Source organism: Oryzomicrobium terrae, from assembly GCF_008274805.1.
Taxonomy (GTDB): domain Bacteria; phylum Pseudomonadota; class Gammaproteobacteria; order Burkholderiales; family Rhodocyclaceae; genus Oryzomicrobium; species Oryzomicrobium terrae.
Map to the genome: position 1 here is coordinate 3,503,504 of NZ_CP022579.1, position 22,912 is coordinate 3,526,415.

The 22,912-nt window shown below is 63.8% G+C and carries 22 protein-coding genes; 1 reads left to right on the plus strand and 21 read right to left on the minus strand.

The genetic code is table 11. The annotated features are described in order from the left end of the window. Positions 1-15: 15 nt before the first annotated feature. From atpG to mnmG, 11 genes are all read right to left on the minus strand, one after another. Complete coding sequence (gene atpG / locus OTERR_RS15845) at positions 16-879, minus strand: F0F1 ATP synthase subunit gamma (protein ID WP_054619896.1); 864 nt, start codon at positions 877-879, stop codon at positions 16-18. An 18-nt stretch (positions 880-897) separates the two neighbouring features. After that, a complete protein-coding gene (atpA, locus tag OTERR_RS15850) occupies positions 898-2,436 on the minus strand; it encodes a F0F1 ATP synthase subunit alpha (RefSeq protein ID WP_149426360.1) in 1,539 nt (512 codons plus the stop codon). A gap of 9 nt (positions 2,437-2,445) precedes the next feature. Next, complete coding sequence (locus OTERR_RS15855) at positions 2,446-2,982, minus strand: F0F1 ATP synthase subunit delta (RefSeq protein WP_054619894.1); 537 nt, start codon at positions 2,980-2,982, stop codon at positions 2,446-2,448. A gap of 5 nt (positions 2,983-2,987) precedes the next feature. Beyond that, positions 2,988-3,458: a F0F1 ATP synthase subunit B gene (locus OTERR_RS15860; RefSeq protein WP_054619893.1), complete on the minus strand. Its 471-nt coding sequence runs from the start codon at positions 3,456-3,458 to the stop codon at positions 2,988-2,990. Positions 3,459-3,503: 45 nt separating this feature from the next. Further along, positions 3,504-3,752 carry a F0F1 ATP synthase subunit C gene (gene atpE / locus OTERR_RS15865; protein WP_014235959.1) on the minus strand — a complete coding sequence of 83 codons (249 nt, stop codon included), beginning with the start codon at positions 3,750-3,752 and terminating at the stop codon, positions 3,504-3,506. Between the two features lie 91 nt (positions 3,753-3,843). Then, entirely contained in the window at positions 3,844-4,701 is an 858-nt protein-coding gene (gene atpB, locus OTERR_RS15870) for a F0F1 ATP synthase subunit A (protein WP_054619892.1), read from the minus strand. Between the two features lies 1 nt (position 4,702). Continuing rightward, entirely contained in the window at positions 4,703-5,041 is a 339-nt protein-coding gene (locus OTERR_RS15875) for an ATP synthase subunit I (RefSeq protein ID WP_054619891.1), read from the minus strand. Positions 5,042-5,356: 315 nt separating this feature from the next. Beyond that, a complete protein-coding gene (locus tag OTERR_RS15880; RefSeq protein ID WP_054619890.1) occupies positions 5,357-6,202 on the minus strand; it encodes a ParB/RepB/Spo0J family partition protein in 846 nt (281 codons plus the stop codon). Positions 6,203-6,272: 70 nt separating this feature from the next. Next, positions 6,273-7,064: a ParA family protein gene (locus tag OTERR_RS15885; RefSeq protein WP_054619889.1), complete on the minus strand. Its 792-nt coding sequence runs from the start codon at positions 7,062-7,064 to the stop codon at positions 6,273-6,275. Positions 7,065-7,141: 77 nt separating this feature from the next. Continuing rightward, positions 7,142-7,789: a 16S rRNA (guanine(527)-N(7))-methyltransferase RsmG gene (rsmG, locus tag OTERR_RS15890; RefSeq protein WP_149426361.1), complete on the minus strand. Its 648-nt coding sequence runs from the start codon at positions 7,787-7,789 to the stop codon at positions 7,142-7,144. Next, on the minus strand, positions 7,786-9,723 hold the full coding sequence (gene mnmG, locus OTERR_RS15895; protein ID WP_149426584.1) for a tRNA uridine-5-carboxymethylaminomethyl(34) synthesis enzyme MnmG: 1,938 nt from the start codon (positions 9,721-9,723) through the stop codon (positions 7,786-7,788). Before mnmG ends, rsmG begins: the two co-directional genes overlap by 4 nt. Positions 9,724-10,025: 302 nt before the next feature. On the opposite strand from mnmG, the gene OTERR_RS15900 reads away from it, so the two are divergent. Beyond that, positions 10,026-11,741 carry a tetratricopeptide repeat-containing response regulator gene (locus OTERR_RS15900; RefSeq protein WP_054619886.1) on the plus strand — a complete coding sequence of 572 codons (1,716 nt, stop codon included), beginning with the start codon at positions 10,026-10,028 and terminating at the stop codon, positions 11,739-11,741. A gap of 626 nt (positions 11,742-12,367) precedes the next feature. On the opposite strand, the gene OTERR_RS15905 is transcribed toward OTERR_RS15900, so the two are convergent. The 10 genes from OTERR_RS15905 to rpmH all read right to left on the minus strand — a co-directional run bounded on the left by OTERR_RS15905 (position 12,368) and on the right by rpmH (position 22,558). Beyond that, positions 12,368-13,114: an ABC transporter ATP-binding protein gene (locus tag OTERR_RS15905; protein ID WP_149426362.1), complete on the minus strand. Its 747-nt coding sequence runs from the start codon at positions 13,112-13,114 to the stop codon at positions 12,368-12,370. Then, on the minus strand, positions 13,114-14,880 hold the full coding sequence (locus OTERR_RS15910; protein WP_425466042.1) for a branched-chain amino acid ABC transporter ATP-binding protein/permease: 1,767 nt from the start codon (positions 14,878-14,880) through the stop codon (positions 13,114-13,116). The genes OTERR_RS15905 and OTERR_RS15910 overlap by 1 nt, the downstream gene beginning before the upstream one ends. Continuing rightward, entirely contained in the window at positions 14,880-15,917 is a 1,038-nt protein-coding gene (locus tag OTERR_RS15915; protein ID WP_149426364.1) for a branched-chain amino acid ABC transporter permease, read from the minus strand. The genes OTERR_RS15910 and OTERR_RS15915 overlap by 1 nt, the downstream gene beginning before the upstream one ends. Before the next feature lie 91 nt (positions 15,918-16,008). Next, a complete protein-coding gene (locus tag OTERR_RS15920; RefSeq protein WP_054619882.1) occupies positions 16,009-17,154 on the minus strand; it encodes an ABC transporter substrate-binding protein in 1,146 nt (381 codons plus the stop codon). 183 nt (positions 17,155-17,337) lie between these two features. After that, positions 17,338-18,132: a sulfite exporter TauE/SafE family protein gene (locus OTERR_RS15925; protein WP_149426365.1), complete on the minus strand. Its 795-nt coding sequence runs from the start codon at positions 18,130-18,132 to the stop codon at positions 17,338-17,340. Positions 18,133-18,591: 459 nt separating this feature from the next. Next, the gene (gene mnmE, locus OTERR_RS15930; RefSeq protein WP_149426366.1) at positions 18,592-19,944 is read right to left on the minus strand and encodes a tRNA uridine-5-carboxymethylaminomethyl(34) synthesis GTPase MnmE; all 1,353 of its coding nucleotides are present in this window, start codon (positions 19,942-19,944) and stop codon (positions 18,592-18,594) included. 79 nt (positions 19,945-20,023) lie between these two features. Next, the gene (gene yidC, locus OTERR_RS15935) at positions 20,024-21,661 is read right to left on the minus strand and encodes a membrane protein insertase YidC (protein WP_149426367.1); all 1,638 of its coding nucleotides are present in this window, start codon (positions 21,659-21,661) and stop codon (positions 20,024-20,026) included. Between the two features lie 74 nt (positions 21,662-21,735). After that, a complete protein-coding gene (yidD, locus tag OTERR_RS15940) occupies positions 21,736-21,945 on the minus strand; it encodes a membrane protein insertion efficiency factor YidD (protein ID WP_149426368.1) in 210 nt (69 codons plus the stop codon). Beyond that, positions 21,930-22,427, minus strand: coding sequence for a ribonuclease P protein component (gene rnpA, locus OTERR_RS15945; RefSeq protein ID WP_149426369.1), 498 nt, complete (start codon positions 22,425-22,427; stop codon positions 21,930-21,932). The genes yidD and rnpA overlap by 16 nt, the downstream gene beginning before the upstream one ends. After that, positions 22,424-22,558: a 50S ribosomal protein L34 gene (gene rpmH, locus OTERR_RS15950; protein WP_054619877.1), complete on the minus strand. Its 135-nt coding sequence runs from the start codon at positions 22,556-22,558 to the stop codon at positions 22,424-22,426. Before rpmH ends, rnpA begins: the two co-directional genes overlap by 4 nt. Positions 22,559-22,912: the final 354 nt, after the last annotated feature.

Here is a 22,912-nt window from a genome sequence, read left to right on the forward strand (position 1 = left end):
TAAACCAATAAACCGTTAAACGGCCGCAGCCCCGCTGACGATCTCCGACAGCTCTTTGGTAATGGCAGCCTGACGGGTCTTGTTGTAGACCAGTTTCAGCTCGCCAATCACCGTTTTGGCGTTGTCGGATGCCGCCTTCATCGCCACCATCCGGGCGCTCTGCTCGGAAGCCATGTTCTCTGCTACCGATTGGTAGATCAGTGCTTCCACGTAGCGCACCAGCAGTTCGTCGATGACGGACTTGGCGTCAGGCTCGTACACATAATCCCAGCGGGTCGACTCGGTGCCGACGGTATCGTCGGACAACGGCAACAGCTGTTCCACCACCGGCTCCTGCTTCATGGTGTTCACGAAGCGGTTGTAGGCGATGTACAGGCGGTCGATCTTGCCTTCGTTAAATGCGTCGAGCTGCACCTTGACCGGGCCGATCAGCTTTTCCAGGTGGGGGGTATCCCCCAGGCCAATCACTTGGGACACCACTTCGACACCGGCCCGCTGCATAAAGCCCAGGCCTTTGTTGCCGATGGCGGTGGCTTGAACGGCAACGCCGCTTTCGTCCCATTCCTTCATTTTCAGAAGGACGGCACGCAGCACGTTGGAGTTCAGCCCGCCGCACAAGCCCTTATCGGAGGTCACCACGATGAGGCCGACTTTCTTGGCCCCATCGCGGTTGATCAGGAAGGGATGCTTGTACTCGGTGATCGCGTGGGAGAGGTGGGCGGCGACGCGCCGGATCTTCTCGCCGTACGGACGCGACTGACGCATGCGTTCCTGCGCCTTGCGCATCTTCGAGGCGGCCACCATCTCCATGGCCTTGGTGATCTTGCGCGTGTTTTCGACGCTCTTGATCTTGTTGCGGATTTCCTTGCCGCCAGCCATTACGCTCTCCTCGACGGATTAGACCCAGGCGGCCTTGAATTCCTGGATGGCGGCGACGAGTTGCTTCTCGCCTTCGGAATCCAGATCCTTGGTCGTCTCCATCTTGGACACCAGATCGGCGTACTTTTGGCGGACGAAGCTGTGCAGGCTCTTTTCGAACTCGAGCACGCGCTTGACGTCGATTTCATCCATGTGGCCGCGAGTCACGGCAAACAGGGTCACCGCCATGTCGGCGATGTTCATCGGCGCGTACTGCAGCTGCTTCAGCACTTCCACGGTACGACGACCACGCTCCAGCTGCTTGCGGGTGGCTTCGTCCAGGTCGGAGGCGAACTGAGCAAAGGCCGCGAGTTCGCGGTACTGGGCCAAGTCGGTACGGATACCGCCGGACAGTTTCTTGATCAGCTTGGTCTGAGCAGCACCACCGACGCGGGACACGGAGATACCGGCGTTGATGGCGGGACGGATACCGGCGTTGAACAGGTCGGTTTCCAGGAAGATCTGACCGTCGGTGATGGAGATCACGTTGGTCGGCACGAAGGCGGACACGTCACCGGCTTGGGTTTCGATCACCGGCAGGGCGGTCAGCGAACCGGTCTTGCCCTTGACCTCGCCGTTGGTGAACTTCTCGACGTACTCTTCGGAAACGCGGGAAGCGCGCTCGAGCAGACGGGAGTGCAGGTAGAACACGTCGCCCGGGTAAGCTTCACGGCCGGGAGGACGGCGCAGCAGCAAGGAGATCTGGCGATAGGCCCAGGCTTGCTTGGTCAGATCGTCATAGATGATCAGGGCGTCTTGGCCGCGGTCGCGGAAGTACTCACCCATGGTGCAGCCAGAGTACGGTGCGATGAACTGCATCGCGGCGGACTCGGAAGCGGTGGCGGCAACCACGATGGTGTATTCCAGGGCGCCGTGCTCTTCGAGCTTGCGCACCACGTTGGCGATGGTGGAGGCCTTCTGGCCTACCGCCACGTAGATACACATCATGTTCTGGCCCTTCTGGGCGATGATGGAATCCACGGCAACGGCGGTCTTACCGGTCTGACGGTCACCAATGATCAGTTCGCGCTGACCACGGCCGACGGGCACCATGGCGTCGATCGCCTTGATACCGGTCTGCACCGGCTGGGACACGGACTTACGCCAGATCACGCCCGGCGCGACCTTTTCGATCTTGTCGGTCAGCTTGTTGTTCAGGGGACCCTTGCCATCGATCGGCTGACCCAGCGCGTTGACCACGCGACCGAGCATTTCGGGACCCACGGGCACTTCCAGGATGCGGCCGGTGCACTTGGCAATGTCGCCTTCCTTGATGTGCTCGTACTCACCCAGCACCACGACGCCGACGGAATCGCGCTCGAGGTTGAGCGCCATACCGAAGGTGTCACCCGGCAGTTCGATCATTTCGCCCTGCTGGGCGTCGGCCAGGCCGTGCACGCGGCAGATGCCGTCGGACACGGACACGATCACGCCCTGGGTGCGGGTCTCAGCGCCAACGTTCAGGCCCTGGATCTTGCTTTTAATCAGTTCGCTGATTTCAGAAGGATTCAGCTGCATGGAAATCTCCTAGCTCTTGAGCGCCGTGGCCATAACATCCAGCTTGCCGCGAACGGAGGCGTCGAGCACCTCGTCGCCCACCACGGCCTTGATACCGCCGATCAGTTCGGGATCGACTTCAACGCGGGCGGTCAGCTTGGATTTGAAATGGGACTCGAGGTGGGCGACCAGTTGCTTGAGCTGGCCATCATCCAGGGGGAAGGCGCTGTGAATCACAGCCTCCTTGACCCCTTCCTCGGTGCTCTTGAGTTGCTCGTAGAGCTCGTAAATTTGCGGAAGGACGGCGAGGCGCTCGTTTTCGGCAAGCGCCCGGACAAAGTTCGCGAATTCGGCGTTCTTTTCCTCACCCACCACCGCCAGCGTCACTTGCACGCGCTGTTCAGAGGACAGGCTCGGGTTGGAGAACACCTCGGCCATGTCCGGATTCTGCGCAGCAAGGTAGAGCGCCTTGAGGCGCTCCGACCAGGCGGCGAGAGCCTTGGCATCCCGCGCGAGGCGGAAAACCGCCTCGGCGTACGGACGGGCGATGGTGACGTTTTCAGCCATACGCGTTACAGGTCCTTCTGGATAGCCGCCACGATGTCGGCATGAGCCTTGGCGTCGATTTCACGACGCAGGATCTTGCCAGCACCCGCCACGGCCAGCTCGGCCACACGGGCACGCAGCTCTTCCTTGGCACGGACGACTTCCTGAGCGACTTCAGCACGGGCAGCGGCGATGATCTTCTCCGCCTCGGCCTTCGCGGCTTCCTTGGCTTCCTCGACGATCTGCTGGCCGCGCTTGTCGGCTTGAGCGATCAGTTCGGAGGCCTTTTCCTTGCCTTCGCGCAGGGCGTCCGAGGAGCGCTTGGTGGCAAGCTCAAGATCATGCTTACCGCGCTCGGCGGCGGCCAGGCCGTCGGCGATTTTTTTCGCACGCTCGTCGAGTGCCTTCACGATGGGCGGCCACACGAATTTCATCGTGAACCACGCCAAAATGAAGAACACAACGAGCTGGGCGAACAGCGTTGCGTTCAGATTCACGGCTTCAACTCCCTATGAATTGATACGGGAAGGGGAAGTCCGGGATTACTTGAGCACGAACGGGTTGGCGAAGGCGAACATCATCGCGATACCGACACCGATCAGGAAGGCGGCGTCGATCAGACCGGCCAGCAGGAACATCTTGGTTTGCAGCTCGTTCATCAGTTCGGGCTGACGGGCGGACGCTTCCAGGTACTTGGAGCCCATGATGCCAATACCGATACAGGCACCGATAGCACCCAGACCAATGATCAGACCGGCGGCGAGAGCAACAAAACCGAGGATGTGTTCCATGACGACTCCTTAAAGTGGGTTAAAGGTTGAAAACAAAAAGGGGGTTATCGATCACCGAAAGAAACGGGCAACCTGGGGTTGCCCGTCGCTTTTAGTGGGATTCGTGTGCCTGACCGATGTACACCAGGGTCAGCATCATGAAGATGAAGGCCTGCAGGGCAACGATCAGGATGTGGAAGATGGCCCAGACGGTCCCGGCAACCACGTGGCCGACCCACAGGGCAGCCCCGGTAGCGGTACCGGCCCAAGCGGCGCCCATCAGGGCGATCAACATGAACACCAGTTCGCCGGCGTACATGTTGCCGAACAGTCGCATGCCGTGGGAAACGGTCTTGGCCAGGAACTCGATCATCTGCATGGCGAAGTTGATCGGGTAGAGAACCGGGTGGCTACCGAACGGCGCGGTGAACAATTCGTGCACCCAACCGCCCAGGCCCTTGATCTTGATGTTGTACCAGAGGCAGACCAGCAGTACGCCGACGGACATGCCAAGGGTACCGTTCAGGTCGGCGGTGGGAACGACGCGCAGGAACGCATGCTCATCACCGGAAGCCGCCGCCCAAATCTTCGGCAACAGGTCCACCGGCAGGAAGTCCATCGAGTTCATCAGGAAGATCCAGACGAACACGGTCAGGGCCAGGGGCGCCACGAACTTACGCGACTCTTCGCTGTGGACGATGCCCTTGGCCTGGTTGTTGACCATTTCAAGGACAATTTCCACGGCGGCCTGGAGGCGACCCGGCACGCCGGAAGTCACGCTCTTGGCGACACGCCACATCACGAACAGGCCGAGCACGCCCATCAGGACGGAGAAAAAGACCGTATCGAGGTTTATCACCGAGAAGTCGATGACCGACTGCTGGGGATGACCCGTGGTGTTCAGCTGGGTAAGGTGGTGGACGATGTATTCGCCCGCGGTGGGGGCATGTGCTTCGTGACCGGTTGCCATATCAGGACGTCTTCCAAAAAGCCAAGAAATTCGCTTGCAGCACCACCACCAGACCAATCAACAGGGTGGGCCAATGCACATCCCCGTAGGTCTTGGCGGCGAGCGCCAATAATCCGATCGTTGCGGCTATCTTGACGAATTCGCCGAAAAAGAACCCGGCGGCGCTAGGCGCACGCTTTTGCGCGGAAACGGCCAGACGGACGGCGAAGAGCAGGGTTGGCACCACGTAGGCGGCTGCCCCCAACGCCGCCGAAACCGCACCACGGATTCCGACGAACCAGCCACAGAGGACCGCTGTCACAGTTGCTATCGCCAGCTGCAGAAAAATTACCCGAAACACGCTTGCCGCCTTTTTCTCACCTGCTGCAAACCCATCGGGAACCTTGCATCCGCTCGGCCAGCTCTGGGCACTCCCCGCCCGGGCATGGCTGCTGGGCGCACCTTGACCTGCGGTCGCCACAAAGACGGTCTACTATAAGACGTGATCGTTATTACGTCAATGTTGGTGCGCTGCAATAAGAAGGCGCCGCCCCTCTCTGGTGCTGGATTTTGCCTATCCGAACGCCTTACGTTATTCGCAATTTGGGCAACGTTCGGCATAGGCTGGAACATATTGCCGAACGGCCCTTCTCGCTGAGCGCAACTCCTGGCTGAATTAACGCAAACGCCCGAGCAGGCCGTCCAACTCTTCCAGGGAATCGAAAGCGATATGCACCTTGCCGGTGCCTTTCTTATTGGCCCGGATCTCGACCCGGGCGCCCAACACGTCGGACAGCTCTTCTTCGAGACGCAGCAGGTCCCGGTCCACCTTGCGCGGCTCGGGTTCCTTGGGGGGTTGCAGCGCCAGTTGGGCGAGTTTTTCGGTTTCACGTACCGACAGACCCTTGCTGGCGACGCGCTGGGCCAGAGATAGCTGTACCTGGGTGGGCAAGGGCAACAGCGCGCGGGCGTGGCCCATGTCGATCTGGCTCTCCAGCAGCAGATCCTGGATCGGCGCTGGCAGTTGCAACAGGCGCAACAGATTCGACGCTGCCGGGCGGGAACGACCCACAGCATCGGCCGCCTGCTGGTGGGTCAGGCCGAACTCGTCCACCAGGCGTTGCAAACCCATGGCTTCTTCGAGCGGATTGAGGTTCTCACGCTGGATGTTCTCGATCAGCGCCATGGCCAGGGCAGCTTCGTCGGGAATTTCCCGGATCAGCACCGGCACCTCGGACAGGCCGGCCAGTTGGGAGGCACGCCAGCGCCGCTCGCCAGCAACGATCTCGTACTTGTCGCCCAGAGGGTCGCGGATCGGCCGCACCAGGATCGGCTGCATGATCCCCTGCGCCTTGATCGAGGCCGCCAGCTCCTGCAACGACTCGCTATCCATGCGTGTGCGCGGCTGGTACTTACCCGGCAGCATCAGGGTGACCTTGAGGCTACGCTGCACGTCCTTGTTGGCAGCAGGCTCACCCGCCAGCAGGGCATCCAGCCCGCGACCCAATCCCTTTTGTTTCATGACGCGTTGTTTTCCTTGAATTCGTTGTGATCGGATCCGGCGGACCCCACTGACAGCGCTGCCGTCCCGCTCACTGCAGACCGGACGGTCCCTGGCCGGTGCCCTGGGCATGACGCGCGAGCATTTCCTCGGCCAAGGACATATAGGCCTGGGCGCCCCGCGAAGCCCGGTCGAAGGCAATCACCGGCTTGCCGTAGGACGGCGCCTCGGCCAGGCGTACGTTGCGGGGGATGAGGGTGGCGTAGACCTTCTCACCGAAGTGACTTTCCAGTTCCCCCGAGACCTGCTGGGTGAGGGTACTCTGGGGGTTGTACATGGTGCGCAGCAGACCCTCGATCTCCAGCCCCGGGTTGAGGTTGGCGCGTACCTTGCGCAGGGTGGTGACCAGGTCGGTCAGGCCTTCCAGAGCGTAGTACTCGCACTGCATCGGGATGATCACTGCGTTGGAGGCCACCAGGCCGTTCACCGTAAGCAGGTTGAGGGCCGGCGGGCAGTCGATCAGCACGTAATCGTAGTCGTCGGCGACCTTGGCCAGTTCGGCCTTGAGACGGGTCTCGCGCTGGTCGATTTCGATCAACTCCACCTCGGCGCCGGCCAACTCCCGGTTGGCCGGCAGCACGTCGTAGCCGAACTCGGTTTTAATGCGCACCTGGTCCAGGGTCGCATTGCCGATCAGCATCTGATACACCGAAGGAAGGGCCTCGCGCTTGAAGATGCCGCTGCCAGTGGTGGCGTTGCCCTGGGGATCCAGGTCGATCATCAGCACCCGCTGGCCCTGGGCCGCCAGGCAGGCAGAAAGGTTCACGCTGGTGGTCGTCTTGCCGACACCGCCCTTCTGGTTCGTGATGGCCAGCACGCGCATGGGTGCTTTACTCCCTGTAATCGCCGGATCGGCGCAGTTGAATGACGTTGAAATGATCGATGATGCAGCGCGCCATGTTACGCCGTGACGGGGACGCTGGTCGGCACGATGATCACCACGTGGCGTTCGCCTTCCACCTCCGGCACGCTGAGGGGATGCACCGCTTCTACCTTGACCCCCAGGTCGGCGGCGTCCAGGCGAGCGATCTCGTCGGCCGGATAGACCCCTTTCATCGCTAGCCAGCGGCCGGTCGGGGCAATCAGGTTGCGGGTCAGGCGGATGAAATCCACCAGTTCGGCAAAGGCCCGGGACGTGATCTGGGCATAGCCCTCGGGCCGCGCCAGTTCTTCGACCCGGGAACAGCGAGCGCTCACGTTGGGCAGGCCCAGTTCGATGGCCGCCTGGGTGAGGAAAGCCACCTTCTTACTGTTGCTGTCCACCAGGGTCACCGCCAGGTCGGGACGGGCGATCGCCACCGGAATGCCCGGCATGCCGCCGCCGCTGCCGACGTCGAGCAGGTCGCCGTCGCCGACGAAGGGTAGCAGCGCCAGGGAATCGAGCAGGTGGTAAGGCAGCACCTTGGCCGGATCGCGCAGGGCGGTGAGGTTGTAGGTGCGGTTCCACTTCAGCAGCAGGGCCTGGTAGGCGAGCAGCTTCTGCTGGGCGGCGGCGTCCAGGTCCAGGCCCAGGGCGGCCAGCCCGGCAGTCAGTCGGGCGGCGCTCATGCGGCGGACGGGGTGCTGGAAGCACCTTGGCTGGCAACGGAACCGTTGCGGCCGGTGAGCTTCTTCAGGTGGATCACCAGGAGCGAGATCGCCGCCGGGGTGACGCCTTGGATGCGTGAAGCCTGGCCCAGAGTTTCCGGGCGGTGTTGGCCGAGCTTGCCGCGCACTTCCTTGGACAGGCCGACCACTGTCTCGTAGTCCAGGTCGGCGGGCAGCACCTGGCTCTCATAGGCCGCAGCGCGGGCCACCTCGTCCTGCTGGCGGTCGATGTAGCCCTGGTACTTGGCCTGGATTTCCACCTGCTCGATCACCTGCGGGTCCAGGGCCGCCTCGGCGCGCCCTTCGACAGCGCCGGGCAGGGTCATCAGGCTTTCGTAGCTGGCCTCGGGCCGGCGCAGCAGGTCGTGCAGGTGGTATTCCCGCTCCAGGGGCTTGCCGAACACCCGCTCGGCCTCGCCGGCGGGCAGCTTGCCCGGGTGCAGCCAGGTGGCCTTGAGGCGCTGGCGCTCTGCCTCGATGGCGTCGCGCTTGCGGCAGAAGGCGTCCCAGCGGGCATCCGGCACCAGGCCGAGGCGCCGGCCGGTCTCGGTGAGGCGCAGGTCGGCGTTGTCCTCGCGCAGTTGCAGCCGGTACTCGGCCCGGGAGGTGAACATGCGGTAGGGCTCGGACACGCCGCGGGTGATTAGGTCGTCCACCAGCACCCCCAGGTAAGCCTCGTCCCGCTGCGGGCACCAGGCGTCCTTGCCCAGGGCTTGCAGCGCCGCGTTGGCCCCGGCCAAAAGGCCCTGGGCGGCGGCTTCCTCGTAACCGGTGGTGCCGTTGATCTGGCCGGCGAAAAACAGGCCGCCAATGGCCTTAGTTTCCAGGGACGACTTCAGGCCGCGCGGGTCGAAGTAGTCGTACTCGATGGCGTAGCCCGGACGCAGGATGTGGCAGTGCTCCAGACCCTTGATCGAGCGCACGATCTGCAACTGCACGTCGAAGGGCAGGCTGGTGGAGATACCGTTGGGGTAGATCTCGTGGGTGTCCAGGCCTTCCGGTTCGAGGAAGACGTTGTGGCTGTCCTTGCCGGCGAAGCGGTGGATCTTGTCCTCGATGGACGGGCAGTAGCGCGGCCCGACGCCCTCGATCACCCCGGTGTACATCGGCGAACGGTCCAGGTTGTCGCGGATGATGTCGTGGGTGCGGGCGTTGGTCTGGGTGATCCAGCAGGGCAGCTGGCGCGGATGCTGGGCGGCGTTGCCAAGGAAGGAGAACACCGGCAGCGGGTCGTCCGAGTACTGGGGCTCCATGCCGGCGAAGTCGATGGTCTTGCCATCGAGCCGGGGTGGGGTGCCGGTCTTCAAGCGGCCCTGAGGCAGCTTCAGTTCCTTGAGGCGGGCCGCCAAGGACACGGACGGCGGATCGCCCATGCGCCCGCCGGTGTAGTTCTGCAGGCCGACGTGGATCAGGCCGTTGAGGAAGGTGCCGGCGGTGAGCACCACCGCCCGGGCGGAGAAGCGCACCCCGAGCTGGGTGACGGCGCCCACCACCCGGTCGCCTTCGACGATCAGGTCGTCGCAGGCCTGGGCAAAGAGGGTCAGGTTGGGCTGGTTCTCCAGGCGCTTGCGGATCGCCTGCTTGTACAGCACCCGGTCGGCCTGGGCGCGGGTGGCGCGCACCGCCGGGCCCTTGGAGGCGTTGAGGATGCGGAACTGGATGCCGCCCTCGTCGGTGGCTTCCGCCATGGCGCCGCCCAGGGCGTCCACTTCCTTGACCAGGTGGCCCTTGCCGATGCCGCCGATGGACGGGTTGCAGCTCATCGCCCCCAGGGTTTCCAGGTTGTGGGTGAGCAGCAGGGTCTTGGCTCCGGCGCGGGCCGCGGCGAGGGCCGCCTCGGTGCCGGCGTGGCCGCCACCGACGACGATGACGTCAAAGGATTCGGGGTACAGCATGGGGAAGGACTCCAGGCGGAGCGAGCAGGAACAGCCGGAAAAGGGGCGAAGATTATACGCCATGCCGCCTCGGGGAGGGGCCGTAAAAGCGCGCCAATGGGCTGAATTTTAACCGCTTTTCCCCTATTCCGGGGAGCCGCCGCGGTTGCCTCGACAGCCAGACCGCCGGTTGTCCGCCACGTCAGGCCGGCAGACGGCTGGCGCAGCAGCCCGTCAGGGGAACCTGTCATGCTTGCCGCATGTCCCTTGCAGCAATGGGCCTGATACCTTAAGTTCGCCGCCAAACAACCGTTCTTGCCCCCATGGCCACGCCTTCCGCCCAACAATCGAATGCCCTGCTCGCCGCCCTTCAGGAACAGCTGCTGCGCCTGCGGGTGCTGATCGTCGATCGTCAGCCCAACGCCCGCAATACCCTGCGCACCATGCTGTCCACCCTGGGGGTAACCCAGGTGCACGGCGCCTCGTCGGCCTGGGAGGCCTTGCGCCAGGTTGCCAAGCACGAATTCGGCGTGATTTTCTCCGACTACGTACTCGAAGATGGCCGGGACGGCCAGCAATTGCTCGAGGAATTACGCCATCGCCACCTGATTCCCCTGTCCACCGTGTTCATGATCGTCACCGCCGAGCGGGGTTACCAGCACGTGGCCTCGGTGGCCGAGCTGACGCCGGACGATTATCTGATCAAACCGTTCACCGCCGAACAGCTGCAGGGCCGCCTGGCCCGGGCCCTGTTCAAGAAGAAGATTTTTGCCAGCGCCAATGCCGCCCTGGAAAAAGGCGACTGGGCGGCTGCCGTGGCAGCCTGCGAGGCCATCACCGCCACCCAGCCCGCCCACGCCACCGAAGCCCTGCGCCTGCAGGGGGAGACCCTCAACGCGGTGGGCCGCTACGGCGACGCCGAGGCTGTCTTTCGCCGCGTCCTGACCGACCGGCCGATCCCCTGGGCGCGCATGGGACTGGCGGTGGCACTACACGCCCGGGGCGCCTCGGAAGAAGCCGAGACGCTGCTCACCGAACTGCTGCGCGACTGCCCGGAATATCTGGCTGCCTATGATTTTCTCGCCCGCCTGCAGGAACAGCGCGGCGACCCCATCACCGCCCAGGAAACCCTGCTGGAAGCCGGCCGCATCGCCCCGCACAATACCCAGCGACAGCGCCTGGTGGGCGACGTGGCCACCCGCAACGGTGACCTGTCCCAAGCGGAAAAGGCCTACCAGAACGCCCTGAACCGGGCCCGTGGCTCCAGCCTGGCCAGTGCCGACGACTACGCCAACCTGTCCAAGGTGTTGATCGAAAAGGGCAACGTCAGTGGTGCCAAGCAGGTGATCCAGGACCTCAAGCGTGAGCGGCGCGGCGACAAGCAGGCGGAACTGGCCTCCCTGGTGCTCGAATCCGAAGTCTGTCGCCAGGAAGGGGACGAGAGCGGCGCCCAGAAACGCCTCGATCAGGCCTTGTCGTTGCACGACACCCTGGTGGCCGAAGGCGGTCCCGAAGCCACTTCGCGGCGGCTACAGGTGGAACTGGCCCAGGTCTGCCTGGCCCAGGGTCGGGACGAGACAGGCAGCGAACTGATGAAGCGGGTCGCGGCAGTGCATCACGACGATCCGGCGACCCTCTCCCACATCCGCCTGGCCTTCGAAAAGGCCGGCAAGGAAGAAGCCGGTCAGGAACTGCTCGCCCAGGTCAGCCGCGAGATTGTGGATCTTAACAACCGGGGCGTCACCGCCGCCCAGGGGGGCGATCTGCAGGCCTCGGTGGAGCTGCTCATCCAGGCCGCCGAGCGGATGCCCAACCTGCAGTTCCTGGTCAACGCCAGCAACGCCATCTTCACCCTGCTCGACCAGAAGGGGTGGCAGGAGGAGCTGGCCCTGCGCGGCCGGCGTTACCTCAAGCTGGCCCGGGAGCGCGACCCCCGTTCTCCGAAGTTGTTCGCTGCCTGGGAGTTCTACCAGCGGGTCGGCAAAAAGTACGGAATCCTGGTGCCGCCAATCACCGCGCCGGACCCGGACGACGTCTAAGGGTTGACTCCCGCCTCGGCTTGTTATTCCCCTTTTAGGCCCCTTTCCAGCCCCTTTCTGCCCTGTGCGACGCCCCCGTTCCGGGGGCGTCGGCGTTTCATAGCAACGCACTATGAGCGGCTTTAAAACAATCAATTAGATTGGCGTTGGCGTCCTGCCTAAGATGGCTCCATGTTTGGTGTCGCAGGACAGGAGGCAGGGCAGGACCCGGCGTCCACCCGATACCGCCAGCATCCCAGCCGTAACAGAGAAACAGCAAGCGTATGACCGGGCGGCCACGAATGCTTCCCGGCAAACGCCCCGATTCGCCACGGTGCAGAAGCAGCACTCACCTGCGGCGTATCGGGCAATTGATCGAGTTCGACCGTGCATGACGCGAAGCCCGAAAACTCCGGGGCTTCCCCCTCCCCCCTGACCCGGGGTTGGCCAAGGGCATCGCGTAGAGGCAGACAGGGCGGGCATCTCCAACCTCCCCTTGTGGAGATCCGCGTCCTGTCTGCCTCCCCCGATGGGGGTCGTGAAAATGCAAGCAGGGCGCGGTGTTCCGGGCAGATGTCTTTCGCCCGGGCACCGCGCCCTGTTTTTTTGGCGCGTATGTTGTCGTAGAAACTACCGGGTCGCCGGTCTCAACCTTTCTTGCCACCCAGGTAGGTAGCGGCCACCCGCTCGTCCGCCGCCAGGTCGGCGCTCGGCCCTTCCAGGGCGACGTGACCGGTTTCCAGGACGTAGCCGTAGTCCGCCACCTTGAGGGCGGCCCGGGCATTCTGTTCCACCAGCAGGATCGACACACCGGTCTTCTTCAGCTCGGAAACGATGCGGAAGATCTCGCGGATGATCAGCGGCGCCAGGCCCAGGGAGGGTTCGTCGAGCATCAGTACCCGGGGCTTGGCCATCAGGGCCCGGCCCATGGCCAGCATCTGCCGCTCGCCGCCGGACAGGGTGCCAGCCTCCTGGCCGCGCCGCTCCTTGAGGCGCGGGAACAGGTCGTAGACGTCGGCCATGGTCGCCTCCCGGGCGGCCGCGCCTTCGCCGCGGCGCGAGAAGGCGCCCAGGCGCAGGTTGTCCTCGACGCTCATCTCGGCGAACAGCTCGCGCTTCTCCGGCACCAGGATCATGCCCCGGCCGACCCGGGCTTCCACGTCCACGTCGGCATTGAGTGGCTGGCCGTCGAGGAGCACCTCGCCCCGGGCGGGCAAGAGACCCATCAGGGCCGACAACAGAGTGGTCTTGCCGGCGCCGTTGGGGCCGATCACGGTGACCAGCTCGCCTTCGCGCAGGGTCAGGTTGGCGCCTTGCAGGGCCTCGACCTTGCCGTAGGCCACCGCCAGGTCGCGGACTTCGAGTAGGGGTTGCTTGTGTTCCATGCCGCTCATCACTCCACGCCGCCCAGGTAGGCCTCGATCACCGCCGGGTTGGACTGGATCTCGGCAGGCAGCCCCTCGGCGATCTTTTCGCCGAATTCCATCACCACCACCCGATCGGCCAGGCCCATGACGAAGTCCATGTCGTGCTCGACCAGGAGGATGCCCAGGCCTTCACCCTTGAGGCTCTTGAGCAGATCGGCAAGGGCCTGTTTTTCCAGGTAGCGCAGACCGGCGGCCGGTTCGTCCAGCAGCAGTAAGCAGGGATCGGCGCACAGGGCCCGGGCGATTTCCAGGATGCGCTGCTGGCCAAGCGCCAGGCTGCCGGCGGGCTGGTCGGCGTAGTCGGCCAGGCCGACCCGCTCCAGGGCGCGCTGGGCTTCCCAGAGCAAACGGGCCTCCTCGCCGCGCTCCAGGCGCAGGGCTGCCGCCAGATAGCCGCCGTGGCCGCGCAGGTGGGCGCCCAGGGCGACGTTTTCAAGCACGGTCATGGTCGGCAGCAGGCGTACGTGCTGGAAGGTACGGCTCATGCCGGCCCGGGCGATGCGCCGCGATTCGGCCCCGTCCACCCGTTCGCCAAGGAAGCGGATCTCGCCGCTGGTGGGGGTATCCACCCCAGACACCTGGTTGAAGAAGGTGCTCTTGCCGGCGCCGTTGGGACCGATCAGGGCGAGGATCTCGCCGGCGGAAACGGTCAGGCTCATGTCCTTGTTGGCCACCAGGCCGCCAAAACGCCGGGTCACGTCCCGGGCGTCGAGCAGGACCTCGCCGGCGCTGCGCGCCGGGCGCCGCTCCAGGGCGCTGGCCGCAGCCAGGCGGCGGCGCTGCTGGGCCGGCAGGAGGCCGTGGAAGACCTTCAGTACCAGGGGCCAGATGCCATCCCGGGCCCGCTGCAGCATGAAGATCATGAGCAGGCCGAAGACGATGATCTCGAAATTGCCGTCGCTACCGAGCAGCTGGGGCAACAGGTCTTGCAGCCACTGCTTGAGGATGGTGATCAGGCCGGCACCAACGATGGCGCCCCAGACGTGGGCAACGCCGCCCACCACCGCCATGAACAAATACTCGATGCCCATGTTGAGGGCGAACGGGGTGGGGTTCACGAAGCGCTGCAGGTGGGCGTAGAGCCAACCGGAGGTGGCAGCCATGATCGCGGCGATGAGGAACACCGCCATCTTCACCCGGGTGGTGTTGACCCCCATGCTCTCGGCCATCACCACCCCGCCCTTGAGGGCACGGATGGCCCGGCCGGTGCGCGAATCGAGCAGGTTGCGGGTGACCAGCACGAAAGCCAGGACGATCAGCCAGATGAGGAAGTAGAGGGATTCGCCGGATTTCAGCTCCAGGCTGCCCAGGCTCAGGGCCGGAATGCCGGTGAGGCCGGTGTGGCCACCCAGATCCTCGATATTGCCGAACAGGAAGTACAAGCTGATGCCCCAGGCCAGGGTACCCAGGGGCAGGAAGTGGCCGGACAGGCGCAGGGTGATGGCGCCGAGCAACAGGGCGAAGCCGCCGGTGATGATCCAGCCGATGACCAGGGTAAGCCAGGGCGACAGGCCGTGGGCGGTAGTCAGGTAGGCGGTGGTGTAGGCCCCCAGGCCGACGAAGGCGGCCTGGCCGAAGGAGGTCATACCGCCGACGCCGGTGAGCAGCACCAGGCCCAGGGCGACCATGGCGTAGAGGCCGATGTAGTTGAGCAGGGTGATGCCGAATTCGGGCAGCCAGAACGGCCCCGAAGCAAGCAGGGCCGCAAACAGGGCGAGAGGGATATGCCGCATCATTCCTCCTCCTCGACGTGGCGGGTGGTCAACGAGCGCCACAGCAGCACGGGAATGATCAGGGTAAACACGATCACTTCCTTGTAGGAGCTGGCATAGAACGACGAGAAGGATTCGAGCAGGCCTACCAGGATCGCCCCCAGGGCGGCCACCGGATAGGACACCAGGCCCCCGATGATGGCGCCGACAAAGCCCTTCAGGCCGATGAGAAAGCCCGAGTCGTAGTACAGGGTGGTCACCGGCGAAACCAGAACGCCGGAGAAGGCCCCCATCAGGGCCGCGACGAGGAACGACAGCTTGCCCGCCAGAGTGGTGGAAATGCCCATCAGCCGAGCGCCGGTACGGTTCATGGCGGTGGCGCGCAGGGCCTTGCCAGTGAGGGTGCGGTCAAAGAACTGGTAGAGGGCGACGATCAGCACCAGGGAAACGCCGACGATCCACAGGCTCTGGTATTGCAGGGTCGCCGGACCCACGTCCATGCTGCCTTCCGAGAAGGCCGGGGTGCGGAAGCCCTCGGCACCGAAGAAGACCAGGCCCAGCCCCATCAGGGCCATGTGGATGGCCACCGAGACGATCAGCAGCACCAGCACCGGAGCCGAAGCCAGGGGCTGGAAGGCCAGCCGGTAGAGAAGCGGGCCGAGGGGCGCCACCACCGCCAGGGTGAGCAGGATTTGCAGCGGCAGGCTCAGGGTCGCCACATCAAGGCCATGGAGCAGGCCCGCTACCGCCAGGGGCACCCCCAGGGTCAGGGCGGCCAGACGGGGCAGGCGGCGATAGGCCCGGGCGCGTAGGGCGATGATGGCATCGACCAGGAAAACCACTACGCCCAGGGCAATCGCCAGCCAGATCGTCGCCGGCGTCTTGCCGGCCTGGATGGCGGCCAGGGTCAGGGCGCCGTAGGTGACGAACTCCCCCTGGGGAATGAAGATGACCCGGGTAACGGTGAACACCAGCACCAGGGCCAGCGCCAGGAGCGCGTAGATGGCCCCGTTGGTGAGCCCGTCCTGCCCGAGGAGGAGGAGGATCTGCAAGTCCATGATCGATCGCTACTGTGACTTCGCTGCAACGTAAAACAACGGGGGCGGCGTCCGCTGCTGTGGCGGACGCCGCCCCCGGAACCAGCCCGGCTTACTTCTCGAGCTTCCAGGTACCGTTCTGGATCTGCACCATGACCCGGGCACGCTGGTCGAAGCCCATGTGATCCTGAGGCGTCATGTTGTAGATGCCGTGGGAGGCGACCACGTTGGTGGTGCCTTCCAGGGCATCGCGCAGGGCCTTGCGGAATTCCTTGGTGCCCGGCTGGCCCTTCTTCAGCGCCACCGGGACGGCGTGCTGGAGCAGGATCGAGGCATCCCAGGCGTGGGCACCGAAGGCGGAGACGCTGCCGGCACCATGGGCGGCCTCGTACTTCTTCACGTATTCCAGGGCGGCCTTCTTGACCGGATTGTCATTGGGCAGCTGGTTGGCCACCACCACCGGACCCACCGGCAGGTAGGCGCCTTCCACGTCCTTCCCGCCGACGCGCAGGAAGTCCTGGTTGGCCACGCCGTGGGTCTGGTAGACCAGGCCCTTGTAGCCCTTTTCCTTGAGGGTCTTCTGCGGCAGCACGGCCGGGGTGCCGGCAGCGCCGACCAGCACGGCATCGGGCTTGGCGGCGAGGATCTTGAGGGTCTGGCCGGTGACCGAGGTGTCGTTGCGCTGGTAACGCTCCGAGGCGACGATCTTCAGCTTGCGCGCTTCGGCGATCTTGGCGAACTCCTTCCACCAGCCTTCGCCGTAGGCGTCGGCAAAGCCGATGAAGGCCACGGTCTTCACGCCATGGGTGGTCATGTGCTCAACGATGGCGGTAGCCATGTGGGCGTCGTTCTGGGGGGTCTTGAACACCCAGTAGCGCTTGGCGTCCATCGGTTCGACGACGATCGCCGAACCGGCCATGGAGATCATCGGCGTTTCGGTTTCGGCGGCCACGTCGGCCATGGCCAGGGAATTGGGGGTGGTGGTCGAACCGACGATCACATCCACCTTGTTTTCGGAGGTGAGCTTCTTGACGTTCTTGGTCGCTGCAGTCGGATCGGTAGCGTCGTCGAGGACGATGTAGTGCACCTTCTGACCGGCAATGGTGGTCGGCAGCAGCGCGAAGGTGTTCTTTTCCGGAATGCCCAGGGAAGCGGCCGGGCCGGTGGCGGACAGGGATACCCCCACGGTGATGTCGGCGTGGGCCAGATTGGCGCCCAGCGCGGCCAGAGTCGCGGCAAGCAGGGTCAAACGACGCATGGTCTCTCCTCTCGTAACCTTCTTGTGATGGAATCAGCTGAATCAGCCGGTCGATCCGGCTCGGGTGCAGCGAAGTCGAAGCAGGATAAGCACGGGATGATAACAAATCGCCCCGGCCCCTGCCTCCCGGGGCCGGCTCCAGACCTCGCAGGGTCAGTCGAAGCCACGTTCCGCCAGGCCCGATCAGCGCGAAAAGGTATCCCAGGCGAACTTGACGATCATGGCGCCGACCACCACCAGAAAAAACTTGCGCACGAAACGGCTGCCACCGGACAAGGCCAGGCGGGTGCCGACCACCGAGCCGCCCATGTTGGCCAGGGCCATCACCAGGGCCAGGGCCGGAATCCAGTGACCGGTGGGAACGAAGAAGGCCAGGGCAGCTAGGTTGGTGGCGACGTTGACCACCTTGGAGGCGGCCGAGGCATGCAGGAAGTCGAAACCGAAGAAGCGAATGAAGAGAAAGATCAGGAACGACCCGGTGCCAGGACCGAAGAAGCCATCGTAGAAACCGATCACCGCCCCCAGGGTGACGGCATACACCTTCTCGCGCATGCCGCCGTGGGCCGGGGCGTGCAGGGAACCGAAGTCCTTCTTCCAGTAGGTGTAGGCGGCCGACCCGATCAGCAGCGCCAGAATCAGGGGGCGCAGCGACTCCTTGGGCAGCCAAGCCACCGCCATGGCACCAAGGAAGGAAAAAGCGAAGGCCGCCAGAGCTGCCGGCAGGGTCGTCCCCCAAGGCATGCGCACGCGCCGTGCATAACGCCAGGCGGCATTGGCAGTGCCAACCACGCTGGCGCACTTGTTGGTACCGAACAAGGTTGCCGGTGTCTCAGCCGGCAGCACGGTAAATAGGGCGGGGATCTGCACCAGTCCGCCGCCGCCGACCACCGCGTCGATCAACCCGGCAACAAAGGCCGCCACCAGCAAGGGCAACAACACGGAAGAAAAGGCTGGCAGTTCAGCAAACAAGTGGTCCATGGCAGGCATCTGGAAAGACAGTGGAAAGGGCTCCACAAGGGGCCGCTACGGTAGCAGAAAGCGGATCATGGGGATAAAACATGCCGCTTTGTTGTGCATCAGTTGTGGATAAGTTCAACTTTATCCCCCTGTGGATAACTTGTGCCGTATCTATCCACAGGGCTTACGGAAGGTTTCTGACAAGTGTTTTTATCGAACAACTCTTTGTTCTAATTGTGTTTAATAGATTTATCCACAGAGTTAACCTTAGGTTAACTAATCTTTATGGGTTTACATACAGAACATCATTAGAACAGTTAAAAACCTGCCAACAGACAACAAAAAGACAACAAAAAGACAACAAAAAAGCCATGAATTGCTCCATGGCTTTTTTGTTTTTATTGGATTTATTCCGTTTTTTATCGGATTTTAAGTACGCGTTTGCTGAAGATAGTGAATTTTTTCAAAGCTGTTAAAACCTTACTTGCCGATGCAGAAGCGGCCAAAAATTTCCCCGAGAAGATCGTCGGCGGTGAACTCGCCTGTGATGGTATTGAGGGCGTGCTGGGCAAGACGCAGTTCTTCGGCGAACAATTCCAGGGGGGGCGGAAGCAACTGTGCCTGCTGGCGGGCCAGCTGTACATGCTGGCGGGCTTCGTCCAGAGCGCGCAGGTGCCGTTCCCGGGCGATGAAGACATCTTCCTGAGGGTGCCAGCCGGCGATATCGAGGAGTTCCTGGCGCAGTTCGGCGATACCGGCGCCGGTCTTGGCCGAAAGGCGTACGCAGCGGCCTGTCGGGTCGGTGACGAGGCCGGCGGGCTGGCCGGTGAGATCCACCTTGTTTTCCACGGTGAGGCGAATGGCGTGGGCCGGCAGGCGAGCCAGAATGGCGTTCTCGGCCGCGGTAATGCCGTGCTGGGCATCGGTGAGTAGCAGCACCACATCGGCTTCCTCGACAGCCTTCCAGGTGCGGGCAATACCGATTTGCTCGACCTGGTCTTCGGTCTCGCGCAACCCGGCGGTATCGACCACGTGCAAAGGGATGCCTTCGATCTGCAAGGTGCCCCGCACCACGTCCCGGGTGGTACCGGCAATCGGCGTAACGATAGCCAGTTCGTCACCGGCCAGGGCGTTGAGCAGGGACGACTTGCCGACGTTGGGCTGGCCTACCAGCACCACATGCAGGCCGCCCTGGAGCAGCTTGCCCTGGCGCGCCTTAGCGAAGATCGCGGTGAGGCGCTCACTCAGGGCATCGAGGCGAGGGAAGGCGTTGGCGGCCTCCAGGAAGTCGATCTCTTCCTCGGGAAAATCCAGAGTGGCCTCGGTCAGGGCACGCAACTCGATCAGTTCATCGTTGAGGACGTGGATTTCCCGGGAAAAATCGCCCTGCAGCGAACGCACCGCCGAGCGGGCCGCAGAGGCCGTGGAGGCGTCAATCAGGTCGGCCACGGCCTCGGCCTGGGCCAGGTCAAGCTTGCCGTTCTCGAAGGCGCGCCGGGTGAATTCGCCGGGTTCGGCCAGACGGGCGCCCAGGTCGAGGCAGCGCGACAGCAGCAGTTGCATCACCACCGGACCGCCGTGGCCGTGCAGTTCGATCACGTCCTCGCCGGTAAACGAGGCGGGGCCGGGAAAGTAGAGCAGCAGCCCCTGGTCGATGGGCTTGTCCTGGGCATCGCGAAAGGTGGCCAGCACGGCCTGGCGGGGCGGAGCGTTGCGGCCGGCCAGGGCAGCGACGAAGGGCGCCAGGTCCGGACCGGAGATCCGGATCACGCCGATTCCGCCCCGACCGGGGGCGGTGGCCACGGCGGCAATGACATCGCGTTTGGGCATCATGGGCTGGGCTCCAAAGGAAAAGGCCCCCAAAGCGAAGATCGCCGGGGGCCTGTCGGGTCGAAGCAGGGGTGCGGGCCGCTTAGGCCTTGGCGCCCTTGGCCTCGCCCATCATGCGGTTGATCGACCATTGCTGGGCGATGGACAGCAGGTTGTTCACCGTCCAGTACAGCACCAGGCCAGCGGGGAAGAAGAAGAACATCACGCCGAAGACCAGGGGCATCATCCACATCACCTTGGCCTGGATCGGGTCCGGCGGGGTGGGGTTGAGCTTGGTCTGGATCAGCATGGTGACCATCATGAACACCGGCAGGATGTAGAAGGGGTCGGCTACCGACAGGTCGGTGATCCAGCCCAGCCACGGCGCCTGGCGCATTTCCACGGCGCCGAGCAGCACCCAGTAGAGGGCGATGAACACCGGAATCTGCACCACGATGGGAAGACAACCGCCCAGGGGGTTGATCTTCTCCTTCTTGTACAGCTCCATCATCTCCTGGTTCATGCGCTGGCGGTCGTCGCCGAAGCGCTCCTTGATCTGGGTGAGCCGCGGCGTCACTTGGCGCATCTTGGCCATGGACTTGTAGGACGCGGCGGACAGCGGGAAGAACAGCAGCTTGAGGCCGATGGTCAGCAGGATGATCGCCCAGCCCCAGTTGCCGGTGAGCTTGTGCAGGGCTTGCAGCACCCAGAACAGGGGGGCGGCAATGATGGTCAGCCAGCCGTAGTCCACCACCAGATCCAGGCCGTCGGCCAGCTTCTTCAACTCGCTCTGCACCTGGGGACCGGCGTAGAGGGGCACGGTGATGCCGCCCTTGGCGCCCGGAGCAATGCTGTCCACCGGCAGGATCACGCCGGCAGCGATGGCGCCGTTGCCCACCTTGCGCGTGTAGAACTCGCGGGAGACGTTACCCTGGGGCAGGAAGGTTGATACGAAGTAGTGCTGCACCATCGCCACCCAACCGTTGTCGGCGGTCTTGACGTGCTTGGCCTTGTCCTTCTCGATGTCGGAGAAATCCACCTTCTGGTACTTGTCGGCGGCCGAGTAGAAGGCCGGGCCGGTGAAGGTGCTGACCATGCGGGCCTCGCCGGCGGGCTTAGTCTCGTCGCGCTGCAGCTGGAAGTAGGCGTGAGGAGCAATGGCCGCCTGGCTCTGGTTGGCGATTTCGTAGCCGACGTCGATGACGTAGCTGCCACGGTGGAAGGTATAGGTCTTGACCACCTTCACGCCATTGGCGGTATCGGCTTCCAGGGCCAGGGTCAGGGTGTCGGCGCCTTCGGCCAGATCCCGTTTGCCCGGCAGCACCTTGAAGGTACTGCGATGGGTCGGCAGGTTGTCGCCGATCAGGCCGGTCTGGGCTTCGTAGCGGTGGGCCGGATCGATCAGCACCAGGTGCTTATCCGGGGTGGCACCGTCTTCGGCAGACTTGTGCTTGACCAGTTCGAGGCGGACCAGATCGCCGCCCTGGCTGGAAATTTCAGCCTTGAACAGATCGGTGGTGACCGTCACCGTTTCAGCTGCGGTCTGCGCTGGGGCGCCGGCAGGTGCCGGCATACCAGGCTGCAGGCTGGCCGAAGGCACCGGGGCACCACCGGCTTGCGCCGACGCCTGAGCCGCGCTGCTAGCGACGGGCTGGGGCGCGTGCTGCCGGTTCCAGGCCTCCCACAGCATGAAGATGGAGACGAAGAAAATGATCGAAAGGAGCAGACGACGGTTATCCATGAGCCCTGTCAGCCTTGTTTAGCCGTGGAGTGAGGAGAAACCCATCCGGAGACGGGTCGAAAAAAGAGGCGCCATTATGGCACCGGATCGTGGCCGCCGGGGTGCCAGGGATGGCAGCGGCAGACCCGGCGCGTGCCGAGCCACAGCCCCTTGACGACGCCGTGGCGCTGCAGGGACTCGATCATGTACTCGGAGCAGGATGGCACGAAGCGGCAGGAACGTCCCAGAAAGGGACTCAGCGCATACTGGTAGATGCGTACCAGGCCGATCAGCAGGAAGCGCATGGTGCGGCAGAATCGATGGACTTGCCGGGTTTGCGGCGGTTGCGTGCGAAGAGCGTGCGCAACTCGGCCCCCAAGGCCTGCCGATCCAGATGTACCGGCGCCGGTGCTGCTTTACCCCGGTTTTTTTTGCCTGGCTGCGGTGTAGTTGCAGCGCTCGGTGGCTGCCCACTGGCGCGGGGAACGGCGGACATGCGCAGCACATAGTCCCGCGGCCGGAGCTCGGCCTGCATCGTGCGGAATGTTTCCCGGGCGATGCGTTTCACCAGATTGCGCCACACGGCGTGGCGCAGGTAGCGCTTGCCGATCACCAACCCGAGCCGGGGCTGAACGGACGTTACTGAATCGTTCCGATCGGCGGCCGGCTCAAGATAGTGCAGTACGAAATGCTGGCTTCGCGTTACGCGCCGAAAATCGAAAACGGCCGTGAAATCCTCGGATTTCAACAGCCGCCGGGCGCGGGGGAAGCCGAAGGGCTTCTTCAAACGGCCAGACGGTGACGGCCCTTGGAACGACGGGCAGCGATGACTTTCTTGCCGCCGCGGGTCTTCATGCGGACGAGGAAACCGTGGGTGCGCTTACGACGCACGACGGAAGGCTGGTAGGTACGCTTCATGATAAGTCCTTGATGCTTCGGGAAAGATAAACGCGTGATTAGACCTGTTCACCCTTCCTCTTGTCAAGATCCCCGTTTTTTGCCCTGTGGATAACTTGTGGAGGACAGGGTAGAATGGCGGCAGTCTTTGGGAGGACGGTGGAAGCGTATCCAGGCATCGACTTGGCCCTTCCCGGCGGGGTTTCGGCATTAACCTGCAGTCTGCCCCGCCTCTCCGTTTTCTTCCCCTCCTCCCCCGGTCCGGCTTGCTCTGCTGCCAATATTCGAATACCCCGTATTCGCAGCACGGGGCTGCCGGGCAATGTTATCTCCGGCCCGGCGTCTTTGTTCGACCCGGGACCTTGTCAGTACTCA

Bases quoted from the DNA above. Each gene is read 5' to 3' on its own strand.
- atpA (WP_149426360.1), bottom strand. From the start codon at position 2,436: ATGCAGCTGAATCCTTCTGAAATCAGCGAACTGATTAAAAGCAAGATC.
- rpmH (WP_054619877.1), bottom strand. From the start codon at position 22,558: ATGAAGCGTACCTACCAGCCTTCCGTCGTGCGTCGTAAGCGCACCCAC.
- OTERR_RS15880 (WP_054619890.1), bottom strand. From the start codon at position 6,202: ATGAAACAAAAGGGATTGGGTCGCGGGCTGGATGCCCTGCTGGCGGGT.
- yidD (WP_149426368.1), bottom strand. From the start codon at position 21,945: ATGCGCTTCCTGCTGATCGGCCTGGTACGCATCTACCAGTATGCGCTG.
- OTERR_RS15885 (WP_054619889.1), bottom strand. From the start codon at position 7,064: ATGCGCGTGCTGGCCATCACGAACCAGAAGGGCGGTGTCGGCAAGACG.
- OTERR_RS15900 (WP_054619886.1), top strand. From the start codon at position 10,026: ATGGCCACGCCTTCCGCCCAACAATCGAATGCCCTGCTCGCCGCCCTT.
- atpE (WP_014235959.1), bottom strand. From the start codon at position 3,752: ATGGAACACATCCTCGGTTTTGTTGCTCTCGCCGCCGGTCTGATCATT.
- atpG (WP_054619896.1), bottom strand. From the start codon at position 879: ATGGCTGGCGGCAAGGAAATCCGCAACAAGATCAAGAGCGTCGAAAAC.
- yidC (WP_149426367.1), bottom strand. From the start codon at position 21,661: ATGGATAACCGTCGTCTGCTCCTTTCGATCATTTTCTTCGTCTCCATC.
- rsmG (WP_149426361.1), bottom strand. From the start codon at position 7,789: ATGAGCGCCGCCCGACTGACTGCCGGGCTGGCCGCCCTGGGCCTGGAC.
- mnmG (WP_149426584.1), bottom strand. From the start codon at position 9,723: ATGCTGTACCCCGAATCCTTTGACGTCATCGTCGTCGGTGGCGGCCAC.
- OTERR_RS15925 (WP_149426365.1), bottom strand. From the start codon at position 18,132: ATGGACCACTTGTTTGCTGAACTGCCAGCCTTTTCTTCCGTGTTGTTG.
- mnmE (WP_149426366.1), bottom strand. From the start codon at position 19,944: ATGATGCCCAAACGCGATGTCATTGCCGCCGTGGCCACCGCCCCCGGT.
- OTERR_RS15920 (WP_054619882.1), bottom strand. From the start codon at position 17,154: ATGCGTCGTTTGACCCTGCTTGCCGCGACTCTGGCCGCGCTGGGCGCC.
- atpB (WP_054619892.1), bottom strand. From the start codon at position 4,701: ATGGCAACCGGTCACGAAGCACATGCCCCCACCGCGGGCGAATACATC.
- OTERR_RS15910 (WP_425466042.1), bottom strand. From the start codon at position 14,880: ATGCGGCATATCCCTCTCGCCCTGTTTGCGGCCCTGCTTGCTTCGGGG.
- OTERR_RS15905 (WP_149426362.1), bottom strand. From the start codon at position 13,114: ATGAGCGGCATGGAACACAAGCAACCCCTACTCGAAGTCCGCGACCTG.
- OTERR_RS15915 (WP_149426364.1), bottom strand. From the start codon at position 15,917: ATGGACTTGCAGATCCTCCTCCTCCTCGGGCAGGACGGGCTCACCAAC.
- OTERR_RS15855 (WP_054619894.1), bottom strand. From the start codon at position 2,982: ATGGCTGAAAACGTCACCATCGCCCGTCCGTACGCCGAGGCGGTTTTC.